Source organism: Aquiluna sp. KACHI24 (assembly GCF_025997915.1).
Lineage (GTDB): Bacteria > Actinomycetota > Actinomycetes > Actinomycetales > Microbacteriaceae > Aquiluna.
This window is the reverse complement of the sequence record NZ_AP026677.1, coordinates 368,031-382,738: the sequence shown is the minus strand read 5'-3', so window position 1 is coordinate 382,738 and position 14,708 is coordinate 368,031. Positions and strand designations below refer to the sequence as shown.

At 53.9% G+C, this 14,708-nt stretch carries 14 protein-coding genes and 2 tRNA genes; 3 read left to right on the top strand and 13 right to left on the bottom strand.

Translation table 11 applies throughout. From position 1 onward, the window contains the following. Complete coding sequence (argS, locus tag OO713_RS01960; protein WP_264785987.1) at positions 1-1,656, bottom strand: arginine--tRNA ligase; 1,656 nt, start codon at positions 1,654-1,656, stop codon at positions 1-3. A gap of 70 nt (positions 1,657-1,726) precedes the next feature. Then, on the bottom strand, positions 1,727-3,379 hold the full coding sequence (locus OO713_RS01955; protein WP_264785986.1) for a glycoside hydrolase family 13 protein: 1,653 nt from the start codon (positions 3,377-3,379) through the stop codon (positions 1,727-1,729). 62 nt (positions 3,380-3,441) lie between these two features. Here OO713_RS01955 and OO713_RS01950 point away from each other — a divergent pair. After that, positions 3,442-3,513: transfer RNA gene (locus OO713_RS01950), tRNA-Arg, on the top strand. Positions 3,514-3,540: 27 nt separating this feature from the next. Then, complete coding sequence (locus OO713_RS01945; RefSeq protein WP_264785985.1) at positions 3,541-4,920, top strand: GH1 family beta-glucosidase; 1,380 nt, start codon at positions 3,541-3,543, stop codon at positions 4,918-4,920. Between the two features lie 6 nt (positions 4,921-4,926). Here the strand turns inward: OO713_RS01945 and OO713_RS01940 are convergent, their stop codons facing one another. The 6 genes from OO713_RS01940 to murI all read right to left on the bottom strand — a co-directional run bounded on the left by OO713_RS01940 (position 4,927) and on the right by murI (position 10,596). Beyond that, positions 4,927-5,853 carry a carbohydrate ABC transporter permease gene (locus OO713_RS01940; protein WP_264785984.1) on the bottom strand — a complete coding sequence of 309 codons (927 nt, stop codon included), beginning with the start codon at positions 5,851-5,853 and terminating at the stop codon, positions 4,927-4,929. Next, positions 5,853-6,863 (bottom strand): sugar ABC transporter permease, encoded by a 1,011-nt coding sequence (locus OO713_RS01935; RefSeq protein ID WP_264785983.1) that lies wholly within the window; start codon positions 6,861-6,863, stop codon positions 5,853-5,855. Before OO713_RS01935 ends, OO713_RS01940 begins: the two co-directional genes overlap by 1 nt. Before the next feature lie 92 nt (positions 6,864-6,955). Continuing rightward, positions 6,956-8,314, bottom strand: a complete 1,359-nt coding sequence (locus OO713_RS01930; RefSeq protein ID WP_264785982.1) for an ABC transporter substrate-binding protein — start codon at positions 8,312-8,314, stop codon at positions 6,956-6,958. 163 nt (positions 8,315-8,477) lie between these two features. Then, entirely contained in the window at positions 8,478-9,044 is a 567-nt protein-coding gene (gene rdgB, locus OO713_RS01925) for an RdgB/HAM1 family non-canonical purine NTP pyrophosphatase (protein ID WP_264786411.1), read from the bottom strand. Positions 9,045-9,055: 11 nt separating this feature from the next. After that, complete coding sequence (gene rph / locus OO713_RS01920; RefSeq protein ID WP_264785981.1) at positions 9,056-9,781, bottom strand: ribonuclease PH; 726 nt, start codon at positions 9,779-9,781, stop codon at positions 9,056-9,058. Beyond that, positions 9,781-10,596 (bottom strand): glutamate racemase, encoded by an 816-nt coding sequence (murI, locus tag OO713_RS01915; RefSeq protein WP_264785980.1) that lies wholly within the window; start codon positions 10,594-10,596, stop codon positions 9,781-9,783. The genes rph and murI overlap by 1 nt, the downstream gene beginning before the upstream one ends. A gap of 45 nt (positions 10,597-10,641) precedes the next feature. Here murI and OO713_RS01910 point away from each other — a divergent pair, with 45 nt between their 5' ends. Next, positions 10,642-11,901, top strand: a complete 1,260-nt coding sequence (locus tag OO713_RS01910) for a nicotinate phosphoribosyltransferase (protein ID WP_264785979.1) — start codon at positions 10,642-10,644, stop codon at positions 11,899-11,901. On the opposite strand, the gene OO713_RS01905 is transcribed toward OO713_RS01910, so the two are convergent. The 5 genes from OO713_RS01905 to OO713_RS01885 form a co-directional block, all read right to left on the bottom strand. After that, the gene (locus tag OO713_RS01905; protein ID WP_264785978.1) at positions 11,898-12,131 is read right to left on the bottom strand and encodes a DUF3039 domain-containing protein; all 234 of its coding nucleotides are present in this window, start codon (positions 12,129-12,131) and stop codon (positions 11,898-11,900) included. The genes OO713_RS01910 and OO713_RS01905 overlap by 4 nt on opposite strands. A gap of 5 nt (positions 12,132-12,136) precedes the next feature. Next, positions 12,137-13,342, bottom strand: coding sequence for a trypsin-like peptidase domain-containing protein (locus OO713_RS01900; RefSeq protein WP_264785977.1), 1,206 nt, complete (start codon positions 13,340-13,342; stop codon positions 12,137-12,139). A 75-nt stretch (positions 13,343-13,417) separates the two neighbouring features. Next, positions 13,418-13,963: a hypothetical protein gene (locus OO713_RS01895; RefSeq protein WP_264785976.1), complete on the bottom strand. Its 546-nt coding sequence runs from the start codon at positions 13,961-13,963 to the stop codon at positions 13,418-13,420. Between the two features lie 170 nt (positions 13,964-14,133). Then, a complete protein-coding gene (locus OO713_RS01890) occupies positions 14,134-14,529 on the bottom strand; it encodes a hypothetical protein (RefSeq protein WP_264785975.1) in 396 nt (131 codons plus the stop codon). A gap of 84 nt (positions 14,530-14,613) precedes the next feature. After that, positions 14,614-14,690: transfer RNA gene (locus OO713_RS01885), tRNA-Met, on the bottom strand. Between the last annotated feature and the right edge of the window lie 18 nt (positions 14,691-14,708).

Genomic DNA, 14,708 nt, shown 5'->3' with positions numbered 1-14,708 from the left:
CTACATCCGCTCCGGGGCGGAGACGCCCACAAGTTTTAGTCCGTTGGCCAACACAACCGATGCCGCATCGTTGAGCCACAATCTGGTGCGGTGCACCGACTCAACTGGCTTGTCTCCGAGCGGAGTGACTCGACAGTTGTCGTACCAACGGTGATAGCTGCCGGCTACCTCTTCGAGGTAACGGGCCACACGATGCGGCTCTCTAAAGTTGGCGGCCTGCAGCACCACTCTCGGGAACTCACTTAGCTTGGCCAGAAGCTCCGATTCGCTCTCGTGAGAGAGCAGTTCAGGCACAAACTCCGAACGATTGACACCCAAAGATGCAGCATTCTTTGCAACCTGTTTGGTTCTGGCGTGTGCGTACTGTACGTAAAACACTGGGTTGTCATTTGTCTTTTTGCTGATCAACTCAAGGTCGATATCAAGAGTTGAGTTGATTGAAGATCGAGTCAATGAGTATCGCGCGGCATCCACGCCAACCATTTCAACCAAGTCTTCCATGGTGACCACTGTTCCAGCGCGCTTAGACATGCGTACCGGTTCACCGGCTCGGACCAGATTCACGAGCTGACCAATCAAAATCTCCATGTGAACGCCTGGGGTATCACCAAAGGCGGCGCATAGTGCCATCATCCTCGGCACGTACCCGTGGTGGTCGGCACCGAGCATATAAATGCAGCGGTCAAATCCGCGACCACGCTTGTTCTGGTAGTAAGCGATGTCGCCTGCAATGTATGCAGCATCTCCATCGGATTTGATGATTACGCGGTCGCGGTCATCACCGAAGGTGGTGGAGCGCAACCAAGTTGCGCCTTCCGCCTCAAAGATGTGCCCTTGCTCGCGAAGCGCCGCTACCGACTTGGCCACCTGGCCAGACTCGTAGAGCGAGTTCTCGTGGAAATAGACATCGAAGTCCACGCCGAATTCATGGAGCGACTGACGAATTTGCTCGAACATCAGCTCAACACCGGTAGCTCTGAAAACTTCTTGCGCATCGACATCAGGTAGCGAGAGGGTGTCGGGCTTTAGGGCAAGCACCTGCTGAGCGATCTCCTCGATGTACTGACCGGCGTAACCATCCTCTGGTGCAGGCTCACCCTTAGCTCTTGCAAGCAAGGACCTAGCAAAGCGGTCAATTTGGGCACCGTGATCGTTGAAGTAGTACTCCCGCGTCACCTCGGCACCCACCGCCTCCAAAACTCTCGCGAGTGAATCACCAACAGCCGCCCACCTGGTTCCACCCAGGTGAATCGGACCGGTTGGGTTAGCAGAGACAAACTCGAGATTCAGCTTCACGCCGGCTAGCTCAGAGCTTCTACCAAAACTCTCGCCGGCCTCGACAATCTGGAGCGCCAATTGCGCTGCCGCCGAGTCGGAAACAAAGAGATTTAGAAAGCCAGGTCCAGCTACCTCTACCTTTTCAACACCATCAACACTTTGCAGCTCAGAGGCCAAAATCTCTGCAAAGTCACGCGGTTTCATTTGCGCCTTGGCCGCATACTGCATCGCAACGTTAGATGCCCAGTCCCCGTGATCGCGATTCTTAGGGCGCTCGATGACAACCTCTGATGGCAACTCAAACTGAGGCAACTTTCCGGACGCAACCAGCGAGCCAAGTGCTTGCACAATGGCCAAGGAAAGTTGTTCTGGGGTCACATTTGTCCTAAAAACGACGTGGCCGCCGCTGGCCAGTTATTCCCTAAATAATAGTCCGAAAAGCCCAGATTTAGCGCTTGAGCCAGGCTGTAGCCGGACCGGAAAGCTTGCCGTCCGAGACCTCGCCCGAGTGCATCAGTAGCTCGCCTTGGGGCAACTCGACTTCATCCTGGGTGAAATTCGTGAAGCACAGCCAACCGTTTGGGCGCTCAAAAAGCAAGGTGCCGCTGGCGGATTCGTGCCAGCTGAGTTGCTCCTCAGTAATCAGCTTCGCCCTCAGAGCCAATGCCTTGCGATACAGGTTGAGTGTCGAATTTGGATCAGCCTCTTGAGCACTGGCGGCAAACTTTGCATACCAGCTCGGCTGCGGAAGATGTGCTCCACCAGTACCAAAACCAAAGGATGGACCGGCTGGCTCCCATGGCAGTGGCACGCGGCAACCGTCTCGAGACTTGAGCTTGCCCTCACCACGGAACCACTGTGGGTCCTGCATCTGGTCGGATGGGATATCGGTTACATCTGGCAAACCAAGCTCTTCACCCTGGTAGATGTAAGTAGAACCGGGCAGCGCCAATATCAAAAGCGTGGCGGCCTGCGCCCGTGCTAGACCTAGTTCAAGATCCAGGTCGTTGTCCATGCGGTGCTCTACATACCACTTGTTTTCAGCACCAAATCCGTCCGCACTCTCGCCATAACCGGGGATGACCATGCGGGTCGCATGCCTAATCACATCGTGGTTCGAAAGGACCCAGGTGGATGAGGAACCGGTTGAAGCCGAAAACTCAAGGTTGGATTCGATGATGTCGTGGTACGAACCGGCATCGAAAGCTGCTGCCAATAGGTCGAAATTAAATGCCTGACCTAGGCCCTTTTCAGATGCGTAGGGGGCTCGGCGATGCGGGTGCACCCATGCCTCCGCCACTGCAACTCGAGGTGGGTCGTATTGATTGAAGAGGTTGCGCCACTCGGCGTAGATTTCGTGCACATCGTCACGATCGAAAAGTGGATCAGTTCCGTCATCCTTCATCACCTCGAGTGAGTAGGAGGTTCTACTTGGAAGCGGGTCAAGCTGCTTTTTCAAAGCGTGAGCCACGTCGATTCGATAGCCATCGACACCGCGGTCTGACCAAAACTTAAGAGTCTTCAAAAATTCTTCGTGGACCTCTGGGTTGTCCCAGTTGAAATCTGGCTGCTCCTTGGTGAAGAGGTGCATGTACCACTGACCATCTTCAACCCTGGTCCAACCGTGTGGGCCAAAGTGACTGCTCAGATCACTCGGTGGTAGCTCGGAGTTCTCTCCGCGCCCCTCGCGGAAAATAAAACGCTCACGCTCCTTTGAACCACGTCCTGCCGCAAGTGCCTGCTGGAACCAGATGTGCCTATCGGAGCAGTGGTTTGGAACGATATCGACAAACACTCTGATGTCTCTGGAGTGAAGCTCCTGAACCATCAAATCAAACTCTTCAAGCGTGCCGATCCTTGGATCCACATCTCGATAGTCATCAACGTCATAACCACCGTCAGCCAGAGCAGATGGGTAGAAGGGGCTGAGCCAAACCGCATTCACGCCCAGTTCTTTGAGGTAGTCGGCCTTAGAAATGATGCCCTTTAAATCACCAATGCCGTCGCCGTTGGAGTCGCTAAAGCTACGAGGGTAAATCTGATAAACGACAGCCTGTCGCCACCAATCCTTTGGCCCTCTCAAGAATTTGAAATCTGACATAACTACCTCCAAGCTTCACCCCGAGTCTAGTGAAATCACGATGTTAGGCTAAGGAGCCTTGAGCCCCCATAGCTCAGGGGATAGAGCACCGCTCTCCGGAGGCGGGTGCGCAGGTTCGAATCCTGCTGGGGGCGCGCATTCTTCACCTCTAGACTTCAAACATGACCACATCGTTTGAAGCTGCACCGCTTGCAAAAAGACTCCCCCAAGGCTTCGTGCTTGGAGCGGCAACCGCATCCTGGCAAATCGAGGGCGATAGTGCTGGGCGAGGCAGATCGATTTGGGATGACTTTGCAGATGTGCCGGGCAACATTAAAGATGGCACAAAGGCTGACCCAGCTTGCGATCACGTGAACCGCCTTGAATCCGACCTCGACTTACTCAAATCGCTGGGCCTAGACGCCTATCGCTTTTCCGTTTCCTGGCCTCGCGTCATGCCAGGGGCAAAGACTGCATCAGAACAGGGGCTTGATTTCTACGATCGCCTGATTGATGGACTGCTAGAGCGCGACATCATGCCAGCGTTGACCTTGTACCACTGGGATTTGCCAAGCGAGCTTCAGGCAATTGGTGGCTGGACGAACCCAGAGATCCACAAGTACTTCGCAGACTATGCAACTCTTTTGGGGGAGAAATTTGCAGATCGCGTTGAGCGCTGGGCAACCTTGAATGAACCATGGGTCTCCGCATTCCTGGGCTACGCGACCAAAATCCACGCTCCGGGACTGGGTAACCCAGCTGCCGGTCTTGAGGCTGCTTACCGTCTCATGACAGCACACGCCAGCGGAGCAGTCGCGCTGCGTGCAGCGGGTGCGAAGAATGTTGGTACGGTGCTGAACCTGACCACAGCAATTTCCGATGACCCTAAGGTCGACCACATTGCTGACTATGTTGATCTCCTGCAAAACCGCTTCTGGCTTGATTTACTCGCTGGACGAGGTATCGACCCACTTCTGGTTGAGCGAACCAAACAATTCACGGATTGGTCGTTTGTCTCTGATCAGCAATTGGCTCAAATTTCCAAGCCGATCGATTGGCTCGGAATCAACTACTACACCCCTTTCCGTGTCGTTCCAGTTAGTACAGAGGGTGGCGCCTGGGCCGTGGGTCAGGACTTCTCACTCTTCCCAGGAACTCCAGCTGGAGGCCAAATGGCCCCGAGGGAACCCAGGACTGAAATGGGCTGGGAGATCCACCCCCAATCAATGACCACAACCTTGCAGCAGACTGCTTCTCGCCTTCCAGGTGTCCCGCTTTATATCACCGAGAACGGTGGTGCCTTCCCAGATAATTTGGTCGATGGCAAAGTGGACGATCAAGATCGCATCTCCTACTACCACAGCCACATTTCAGCAGTGGCCGATGCTGTCGATGCCGGGGTTGATGTTCGGGGTTACTTTGCTTGGTCTCTCATGGACAACATCGAGTGGGCGGAAGGCCTCACCAAGCGTTTTGGCATTGTTCACGTTGATTACGAGACCATGCGAAGAACGCCAAAGGCCAGCGCGGAGTTTTTATCCGCACTGGCCAAGGCAAGGTAAAGGGTTTTAGCCCTTTACTGATCCTGCAAGCAGGCCTCTTACGAAATAGCGCTGCAAAGCGAAGAACACAATTAGTGGAACAACCATCGATACGAACGCACCGGCGGTCAAGAGCTCCCAGCCAGAACCTCGAGTTCCCACCATCTCTGCCAATCGCACTGTCATAGGTGCCACTTCCTTAGCGCCACCACCAAAGGTAAGACCCACGAGCAGGTCGTTCCAGACCCATAGGAATTGGAAGATTGCAAATGATGCGATTGCTGGCACAGACAGCGGCAATACGATCTTCGAGAACAAAGTGAACCAGCCAGCGCCGTCAACTCTCGCTGCCTCAATCAGCTCTCTTGGAATCTGCCTCAGGAAGTTGTGGAGCAAGAAAATTGCCAAGGGAAGACCAAAGATGGTGTGTGCAATCCAGATCGGAATGTAAGTACCAGTGATACCCAGCTCAGGGATGATTGTGACATCACCGATGATCAGACCCTTCGCAAAAAGCTGCAAGAGGGGCACGAGCGCCAGCTGAAGTGGGATCACCTGCAGCGCAAAAATGCTGAAGAAGATGAAGTCTCGGCCTTTGAATTCAAACCACGCCAACGCGTATGCAGCGAATACTGCAAGTGTGATCGGGAAGATCACTGCGGGCAAGGTCACCGCAAGCGAGTTGAAGAAAAACTGGAACAGTGGTGGGTTCGTGGTTGAACCCTCGAACAGCACCTGGGTGTAGTTCTCGAACGAGATATTCGGCTGCCCGAAAAATGTCCACCAACCCGAAGTGTTGATGTCCTTTTCCGGCCTAATCGAGGTAACCAGTAGACCAAAGGTTGGGATAGTCCAAAGAATCGCGATCACCCACGCAGCAAACGATGCAATTGGGGAGCTGAATACGTTCTTGGCCCTGCGCTTTACCAGCTGCTTATTCACGAGAGAAGTCATTAGCGTTCCGTCCTCTCAAGGCGAAGTTGTCGAATGTTGTAGACAATGATCGGGATGATTGCGACGAACAGGATGATCGCCAAAGCAGAGCCCTGACCGTAGTTCATCTGTCTGAAAGCCTGGGAGTACATTTCATTCGCAATCACGTTGGTCTGGAAGTTTCCACCGGTCATAGTTCGAACGATGTCGAACACCTTCAGAGTTCCGATCATGATTGTGGTCAGGACCACGACGATCGTTGCACGAATCATGGGCATGGAGATTAGGAAGAACCTCCTGAACGGGGTTGCGCCATCGAGCATGGCGGCCTCAACGATTTCGTCTGGAATGTTCTTTAGTGCTGCCGAAAGAACAACCATCGCGAATCCAGTCTGAATCCAGATCATTACAACGATCAGCAGGAAGGTGTTTAGTGGAATCTCCAAGAGCCAGTTTGGCGGGGTGAGTCCGAGCCCCTTGAAGATTGCGGAGAGCAGTCCGATGTCTGGCTTGTTGGCATTTGGCTGGTAGTTATATACGAACTTCCAGATAACGCCAGCGCCAACGAATGAAATTGCCATCGGCATGAAAATGAGCGACTTGATCGCAGCTGGTCTCTTCATGCGGTCAGTCATGTAGGCGATTGCCAGGCCGATGGCGGTCGATAGGAATGGAACGGTGATAACCCAGATCAGGGTATTCACCAAAACAATGTTGATCTCTGGGATCGTAAATGCCCAGACGTAGTTATCAAACCCGACCCACTCCTCGGAGCGCTTGTCCATGAAGGAAAGGATCAAGGTTCTGATGGCCGGGTAGATCAATCCGATGAGGAGCAGGAGCACCGCTGGAACAAGGAAGACCAGGTACTTGAGCCACTCCTGAAGTTTTACTGAGGCGCGCGACGCCAGAAGGAAGACCAGGAAAACAATTGCGCCGAAGCTCAGCAGGGCCAGCGCGAGAAGGGTGAAGTTTTCGCCAATGATGTCCCAGGGAGTCTTCCTGGCGGCGATGATGCTGAAGTTGAACATGACCGAATCCTAACAACCGAGAGAGTACTGAGGGGCCCGCCAGAGACGGACCCCTCAGCTCTTCATTTAGCTTGTGTAGCTATGTGACCTAATTAGTAAGGCCAGGTTGCGTAGATTGCGTCTAGAACAGCCTTGTCGGACTTGTTCTCTGCAACCCATGCAGTCATTTCCTTCCAGAAGGAACCAGCACCGACCTCAGCTGGCATCACATCGGAGCCATCGAAGCGGAAGGTGGATGCGTTCTGAAGGATCTCAACTGCAACCTTGTTTACTGGGTCTGCAACGTTAGCGGTGTCTAGACCGAGGTTTGCAGAGAACCAGCCACCAAGAGCAGCCTTCTTGTTGTTCCACTCAGGAGTGGTTAGGTAGTGGTGCACAGCGTGTACCTCTGGACGGTCAGCGAAGATACCAACGAACTCGCCACCACCAAGTGCTGGCTTGTTGTCAGCCGATACACCTGGGAAGTAGAAGGTGGTGATTCCACCCTCGGTGGTGGTGTCAGATGGGTCAACGATGGTTGCGCCGAAGTCAGCAGCAAGGATTCCACCGATGAATGATGCCTGACGGTGCATTGCACATGAACCGTCAACGATGCCTGCGCCACCCTCCTGGAAGGTGGTGGTAGCGATCGAGGCAACGTCACCGACGTATGCAGGGTTCTTCAGGATCTTGCCGGCCTCGGCGATAACCTCAGCGACCTTAGGGTCGTTGAATGCTAGCTCACCAGTGGTCCAAGCGTCGTAGGTCTCTGCGTCCTGGAAACGAAGCATTAGGTCTTCCATCCAGTCAGTTCCGACCCAACCGGTAGCGTCACCGGAGCCGAAACCTACACACCAAGGCTGAACCTTGCCCTCAGATGCGATCTGGTCAGATAGAGCTAGAAGCTCGTCCCAAGTGGTTGGGATTGCCCAGCCGTTGTCTGCGAAGGTCTTTGGCGAGTACCAAACGAACGACTTCACGTTTGCACCTAGTGGGGTGCCGTAGAAGACGCCGTCAACGGTGCCGTAGTTCTTCCAGTCAGCGGTGTAGTTAGCGTCCACCGAAGCAGCAGTCTTGTCGTTAGCTGCAACTAGGCCATTGCCTGCGAACTTAGCTAGCAGACCTGGCTGTGGGAAGATCGCCATGTCAGGAGCGGTTCCACCCTCAACGCGAACAGAGATCTGAGCCTCAAACTCCTGTGATCCGTTCCAGTTGATGGTGATGCCGGTGCAGTCCTGGAATTCAGCGAGAGACTCGATGAATAGGGATGCTTCTGGGTCGATGATGGTGGTGTAGATCTCGACCTCAGTGCCCTCGTTGCCCATGTAGTCGGCGTAAGCGGCACATTCGTCAGAGGTGGACTCTGATGCAGTCTCTTCTGGAGCCTCGGAGCTTGCGCAACCGGCTAGAACCAGGGTAGCTGCAACAGCGGTCGCACCAAACGCAACAGCGCGGCGACGTAGTGTTGACATATTTTTCCTTTCGAAATCGCCCGAAGGCGAACCTCGCGATTGGAGGCTTTGGACAGGTTATTACCTGAAGCAAGAAAGATGTTACTGCAAGCGGTTACATTCGGATAACAATGCTGTATCGGCTTACAAAAGTGTCCGTTACATTTTTTACAATTTGAAAACTTTATGCTGTCGGATCAGCAAAGTACTGCCGCATTTGCATCAAAGCCATGTAGCGATGCGACAGGGAATTCTTGATCTCGGGCTCCAACTCGGCGGCTGAGATTTCAAAACCCTCCGGGATGAAAACAGGATCGTAACCAAAGCCGTGATCCCCACTGGCTGTCATGGCCAGGTGACCCGGCCAAACTCCCGTGAAGCTAATTTCAGTTTCTTCGGAGACATACGCGATGGTGCAGACAAAGCTTGCAGCCCGATTCTCAGGTGCAATGTCTTGCATTTGAGCAAGTAGTAGATCGCGATTGGTTTTGTCGTCACGGCCACCTGACCAAATTGCCGAGAAAATCCCCGGAGCTCCACCCATCACTTCAACGCAGATGCCAGAATCATCGGCAAATGCTGGCACTCCAGTGGCCTCAAACGCGGCTCTTGCCTTGATTAGAGCGTTCTCCAGAAAACTGGTGCCAGTCTCTTTTGGTTCCGGACCGGAGTAAGACTCAACTTCGATACCAACCGGTCCCAGAATTGCCCGAGCCTCGCCGAGCTTGTGTGAATTGCCAGTGGCGAACATAAGCCTCACGGCTACTGCTCCAGGGCCTTGGTCTGAATAGCCGAAAGCTCTGCGCCTGCCTGGACGGCTAGCTGTAGTAGTTGATCCAGTTCCTCTTTTGAAAACGGAGCACCCTCAGCAGTTCCCTGCACCTCTACGAATAGACCGCGCCCGGTGATAACAACATTCATGTCTGTCTCAGCTCGGACATCTTCGACATACTCCAAATCGGTTACTGGCACACCATCAACAACACCTACCGAAACGGCAGCTACCGAGTCAATAATGGCCTTTGCAGACTGGGCGATGTAACCGTTTTTCTTGGCCCAGGAAATGGCGTCGACTAAAGCTACATACGCGCCAGTGATTGCGGCGGTCCTGGTCCCACCGTCTGCCTGAATCACATCACAGTCGATAACTATGGTGTTCTCCCCCAATGCTTTGAAGTCAATTACGGCGCGGAGCGAGCGTCCAATTAGCCTCGAGATTTCATGGGTTCGCCCACCGATCTTGCCCTTGACCGCCTCTCGGTCACTGCGATCGTGAGTTGCTCTCGGCAACATTGAGTACTCGGCAGTTACCCAGCCCTCACCAGAGTCTTTTTTGAACCTTGGGACTCCGGGAGTAAAAGATGCGTTGCAGAGCACCTTTGTGTTTCCGAAACTAACCAGGACTGAACCCTCGGCATGAATTGTGAAGTTGCGTTCAATGCTCACCGGGCGCAACTGGTGGTTCGCTCTGCCTGCTGGTCTTGACACTAGATTCCTCTGCTTTCAAGTTTTTCAACGTTCTGAACCTCTGGCCCGAGGAATCTACGAGCGAGCTTTGCAAACTCTCTCGCATCCCCGGTGGCCATGAATTTGTGCTCTGCAATCGCACCTTCCGGTGCAAGCAAATCGTGTTCTGTCAGGGTGCGAAATACATCCTTCGCAGTCTCGTCTGCAGAAGAGACCAGAGTGACCTTGTCACCCATGACATACGAGATGGCAGCTTGCAGCAACGGATAGTGAGTGCAACCCAAAACCAGAGTGTCGACCCCTACCTGTTTCAACGGCTCGAGATATTCCTTGGCAGCTGCCAAGACCTCTGGGCCTGAGGTAATGCCGCGTTCAACAAAGTCCACAAAGCTTGGGCAGGCCTGGGTGTGGATTTCTAGATCTACCGCCGCGGCAAACGCATCTTCATATGCACCAGAGGTAACTGTCGCGGTAGTGCCAATCACCCCTACTTTGCGATTTCTCGAGGTGGCCACCGCTCTTCTTGTCGCTGGCTGAATCACCTCAACTACAGGAACGCCCATGCCGGCTGTGTAGCGTTCTCTTGCATCTCTTAGTACAGCGGCGGATGCTGAATTGCATGCGATCACAAGCATCTTGACCCCAGATGCGACCAGTTCGTCCATTACTTCAAGGGCTAGTTCTCGTACCTCAGAAATCGGCCTTGGCCCGTAGGGGGCATGCGCAGTATCGCCAACGTAAACGATTGATTCATGCGGCAGCTGATCGATGATGGCGCGGGCTACCGTAAGGCCACCGACACCAGAGTCGAACACGCCAATTGGTCTTGGATCCACTCGGTAAGTCTAGAGCGGTAGTGCCCGCCTGATTAGGCTGTAGTGGTGTCTGTCGCGCTTTACACCGATCGCTATGAACTAACCATGGTTCAAGCAGCCTTGCATTCAGGCAAGGCATCAAGGCCGTGCGTATTTGAGGTGTTCTCTCGATCCCTTCCAGCTGGTCGAAGATTCGGCGTCTTGGCCGGCATCGATCGAGTGTTGGATGCGGTGAAAGACTTCACTTTCGACCAAGAGCAACTTGACTTCTTGGCATCTCAACAGGTGGTCAATAGCCAGACCATTGATTTCCTAGCGAACTACCGCTTTAGGGGCGACATCAGGGGATATCGGGAAGGCGAGATTTACTTCCCCCACTCCCCCGTCTTGACCGTAGAAGGCAGTTTCGCGGATGCCGTGCTACTGGAGACAGTCATCCTCTCAATTCTGAACTTTGACTCAGCAGTCGCATCTGCAGGTGCCAGAATGCGCGCAGCCGCTGGCTCTCGACGCCTGATCGAAATGGGTGGTCGAAGGGTTCATGAGGCCGCTGCAGTTGCAGCCGCAAGGGCTGCTTATCTCGTCGGATTCGACGGGACCAGCAACCTTGAAGCTGGCATGCGCTTCGGGATACCGACATTTGGAACGAGCGCCCACTCGTTCACCCTGCTGCATGACACTGAAGACCAGGCTTTCGAATCGCAGTTGAGCGCGCTGGGCAACTCAACCACGTTGCTAGTCGACACCTACGATGTTGAGCGTGCGGTGAGAAAAGCAGTCGAGCTTTCAAATGGAAAGCTACATGCCGTGAGGCTTGACTCTGGGGACCTGGTTGCGTCAGCGATCGAGGTGCGTAAGCTGCTGGACGAGCTCGGCGCTAACGAGACTCAGATCACCGTCACCAGCGATCTCGACGAGTACACCATCGCCGCGCTGGCTCAGGCCCCAGTCAATAACTACGGTGTTGGCACCTCATTGGTCACCGGATCGGGTTCTCCAACCGCTGGCTTCGTTTACAAACTGGTCTCTCACTTTGATGGTGAGAACTGGGTGGCGATGGCCAAGAAGTCAGCTAACAAGGCCTCGCGCGGAGGCAAGAAGCGAGCTGTGCGCCAAACACAAGGTGGCAAGGCAGTTCTAGAACTGATCTCGGATGATGCCTCCGGAAGAGAGCTTCAGGTGAGCTACATCAAAAATGGTGACCTGGTCTTCAAGCCTGAGCTGAGTGAATCCAGGACTCACCACCAACTTGCGCTGTCTGAGCTACCAGTCGAAGCATTGCGTCTTTCCAGAGGAGAAGCCGCCATACCTACTGAATTCAATTAGTCCTTGAGAAGGCCTTCGTAGATTTCTTTGCAGGTTGGGCAAACAGGAAACTTCTGAGGATCCCTCGATGGCACCCAGACTTTGCCGCACAGTGCAACCACGGCACTTCCCATGACTGCCGACTCAACGATTTTGTTCTTGTTTACATAGTGCGAGTAACGCTCGTGATCGCCATTGTCGATCTCGACTTGCTCTTTCTCAAGAGTGCTTGAACCGTGCTGGGTTTCCATGGCGCCTATTTTAGGTCTGAGGCATCACCCAGGGTGGCGGTCAGGGAGATGACTGCACCATCACGCAATACATCAACCTGAACCTTGGCCCCAGCTGGTTGGGCTCGAACAAGTGCGGTGAGATCAGATGCGCCATTGACTCGCTTACCGGCGAACTTCACAACCACGTCACCGATTCTCACTCCGGCCTTTTCGGCAGCGCCACCCTCAGTCAAATCTTCGACAAGCGCTCCGGTTGAAAATGAAGAATCGGCCTCGGAGTTATCTCTCACCAATGCGCCGAGTAGTCCGTGCGAAGCTTCACCGGTGTCAACGATCTCTTGAGCAATGCGCTGAGCGGTGTTCGAAGGGATCGCGAAACCGACACCGATGCTGCCCGCCTCGCCACCACCTGCGGTTGCGATGGCAACGTTGATGCCGATTAGTTCACCGGTGTTGTTTACCAGCGCACCACCTGAGTTTCCTGGGTTAATCGCAGCATCAGTCTGAATTACCTGGAGGCTGATTGGGGCACCACCGGATCCAGTCCAGAACTGCAGACTGCTATCGCCGTTGACCTCAGAGCTTGCAACCTGAATGGTGCGGTCCAGAGCTGAAACAATTCCCTGAGTTACAGTTGATGCCAAACCAAGCGGGGCACCAATCGCCACAACATCCTGACCAACGTTCAACTTGTCTGAGTCGGTAAAGACGATTGGCTTCAGGCCGCTCTCAGAAATCTTGATTACCGCCAGGTCATAGACCGGGTCAAACCCGACCAACTTCGCTCGATAAACCTCGCCGGTGGAGAGCTGCACTGCGATCCTGGCATCTTCAGTCAGACCACTCAGGGTCACAACATGTGCGTTGGTGAGGATGTAGCCATCCTCGGTCAAGATGACTCCGGAACCGGAACCAGAAGATGTGTCAGATTCAACGGAAAGCGTGACCACCGAGGGGGCAGCCGCAGCGGCTGCGCCGGTTACCCAGTTAACTGCCTGAGCGTTGTTCACAACTACGGGTGCGGGCTGGCTCAGAGTCAAGTATGAAAGCGTGAATGCGCTAGATGCGATGATGCCGCCGACGGTAGCGGTACTCAGCGCAAGGGCCGCTATACCCAGAGGGCGAAAGACCTTGCTGGCAGCGCGCTTGGGCTTTGGGGCCCGAGGGGCTTGGTAAGCCGGACTCACTAAGAACTGAGCGTCGGAGGAACGATTCCATTGATTAGACATCGACATCGCCTTTCGTTGCTCTTGATTATGAACCAGCAACTCTGGAGATTTTATGGATTATTCCTGAAGACTTCCTTAGCCTTGCCCGTCAACCAAAACTGTTCGCCTTGGTGGATCCACGATTCGAACTGAAACCACGTTGCTTCCGAGCGTGAATTGGGCAGCATCTTGATGCCAGATCCCTCCCGTTTCATAGTCCACCTCGAACCTGACGAACACCTGAGCCGAGAAATTGCCTTCCCCGTCAAAACTTCTGGTGTTTGATCGACCGTAGCCGGTCGCACCATCTGAAAACTTCCACCTGTAGCCAACTGGGCGGAATCTGATTTGGGCTGGTTCGCCAAAAAGCGAACCGGTTTGCCTCTGGGCGCTCGACTCAGCATAGAAATGGATTGCCTCAAAAGGCTCCGGTTTCTCTCGAGACTCTCGGTAAGCGACTGGGGGTTGTGCCTTGGCGGAAAAAATGTCGTCGAGTTGCTCTGTGACCGAGCGATAGACCGGTTTTGATTCGACGGGTTTATCACCGATGCAGAGCCTGGACCCAACCTCGACCCAAGCAGTGATGATGGTTTGCGTCGGAACGTCTATAGTTCCGTTCACGTAATACTTGCACTCTCGCATTGGAGTTGGCGAAGCCGATCCAGTGTGCTTAGTCTCCTCCTTCTTTGCACAAAGCGAAAACTCTCCAGTGGCAAGTGCCGCAGAATCACATTGCGAGCTGCAAATGCCTAAAGCTGCGAGTGTGACGTCGCATGAACTGCCGAGGACCCCCGAAAGAAAGATCATCTCTACTAACAAGTACCCACCTCTTTTAAATCTGTGATCTTCGAGAACCCGGAAATCTGCTCGGTCTTCGCCTGCATCAGAAGCCTTTGCTCTACTCGCTCTAGCTCTACCCGCTTCATGCTTTTATCTGTGAAATGGATGTCGGAGACGTCAAGGCAGAATTCAAAATGAGAGTCATCGAGGATTTCAAAGTCCGAATATTTGGCAGTTCCAGACTGGCTCCAGCCCAGCTCAGTGAGCAGCCTTAGTGCCATGAGTTGGGCATCTCGAGCTGCGCCACTGAGCTCGTCAGAGATAGCGCCAGCAGCCGAGTCCTCTAAGTATTTGGCGAGTTGATGTTCTTGGGATGTTGGTGCACACCCAGCGAGCGATGCGAGGAGCAGTAGAACCAAAATCGGCATAAGCGCAGACTATGTGCACTTGGCATTTTGTGGTTTCAGTTATCCACATAAAAGAAAACAGCCCCCGAAGGGGCTGTCTCTAATTGGTTGCGGGGGCAGGATTTGAACCTACGACCTCCGGGTTATGAGCCCGGCGAGCTACCGAACTGCTCCACCCCGCGGCGAAGTTCAAATGCTAC

What these genes read in the sequence shown, in the direction of transcription:
- OO713_RS01955 (WP_264785986.1), bottom strand. Translation starts at nt 3,379, where the DNA reads ATGTCAGATTTCAAATTCTTGAGAGGGCCAAAGGATTGGTGGCGACAG.
- OO713_RS01945 (WP_264785985.1), top strand. Translation starts at nt 3,541, where the DNA reads ATGACCACATCGTTTGAAGCTGCACCGCTTGCAAAAAGACTCCCCCAA.
- OO713_RS01940 (WP_264785984.1), bottom strand. Translation starts at nt 5,853, where the DNA reads ATGACTTCTCTCGTGAATAAGCAGCTGGTAAAGCGCAGGGCCAAGAAC.
- OO713_RS01935 (WP_264785983.1), bottom strand. Translation starts at nt 6,863, where the DNA reads ATGTTCAACTTCAGCATCATCGCCGCCAGGAAGACTCCCTGGGACATC.
- OO713_RS01930 (WP_264785982.1), bottom strand. Translation starts at nt 8,314, where the DNA reads ATGTCAACACTACGTCGCCGCGCTGTTGCGTTTGGTGCGACCGCTGTT.
- rdgB (WP_264786411.1), bottom strand. Translation starts at nt 9,044, where the DNA reads ATGTTCGCCACTGGCAATTCACACAAGCTCGGCGAGGCTCGGGCAATT.
- OO713_RS01905 (WP_264785978.1), bottom strand. Translation starts at nt 12,131, where the DNA reads ATGGAAACCCAGCACGGTTCAAGCACTCTTGAGAAAGAGCAAGTCGAG.
- OO713_RS01900 (WP_264785977.1), bottom strand. Translation starts at nt 13,342, where the DNA reads ATGTCTAATCAATGGAATCGTTCCTCCGACGCTCAGTTCTTAGTGAGT.
- OO713_RS01895 (WP_264785976.1), bottom strand. Translation starts at nt 13,963, where the DNA reads ATGCGAGAGTGCAAGTATTACGTGAACGGAACTATAGACGTTCCGACG.
- OO713_RS01890 (WP_264785975.1), bottom strand. Translation starts at nt 14,529, where the DNA reads ATGCCGATTTTGGTTCTACTGCTCCTCGCATCGCTCGCTGGGTGTGCA.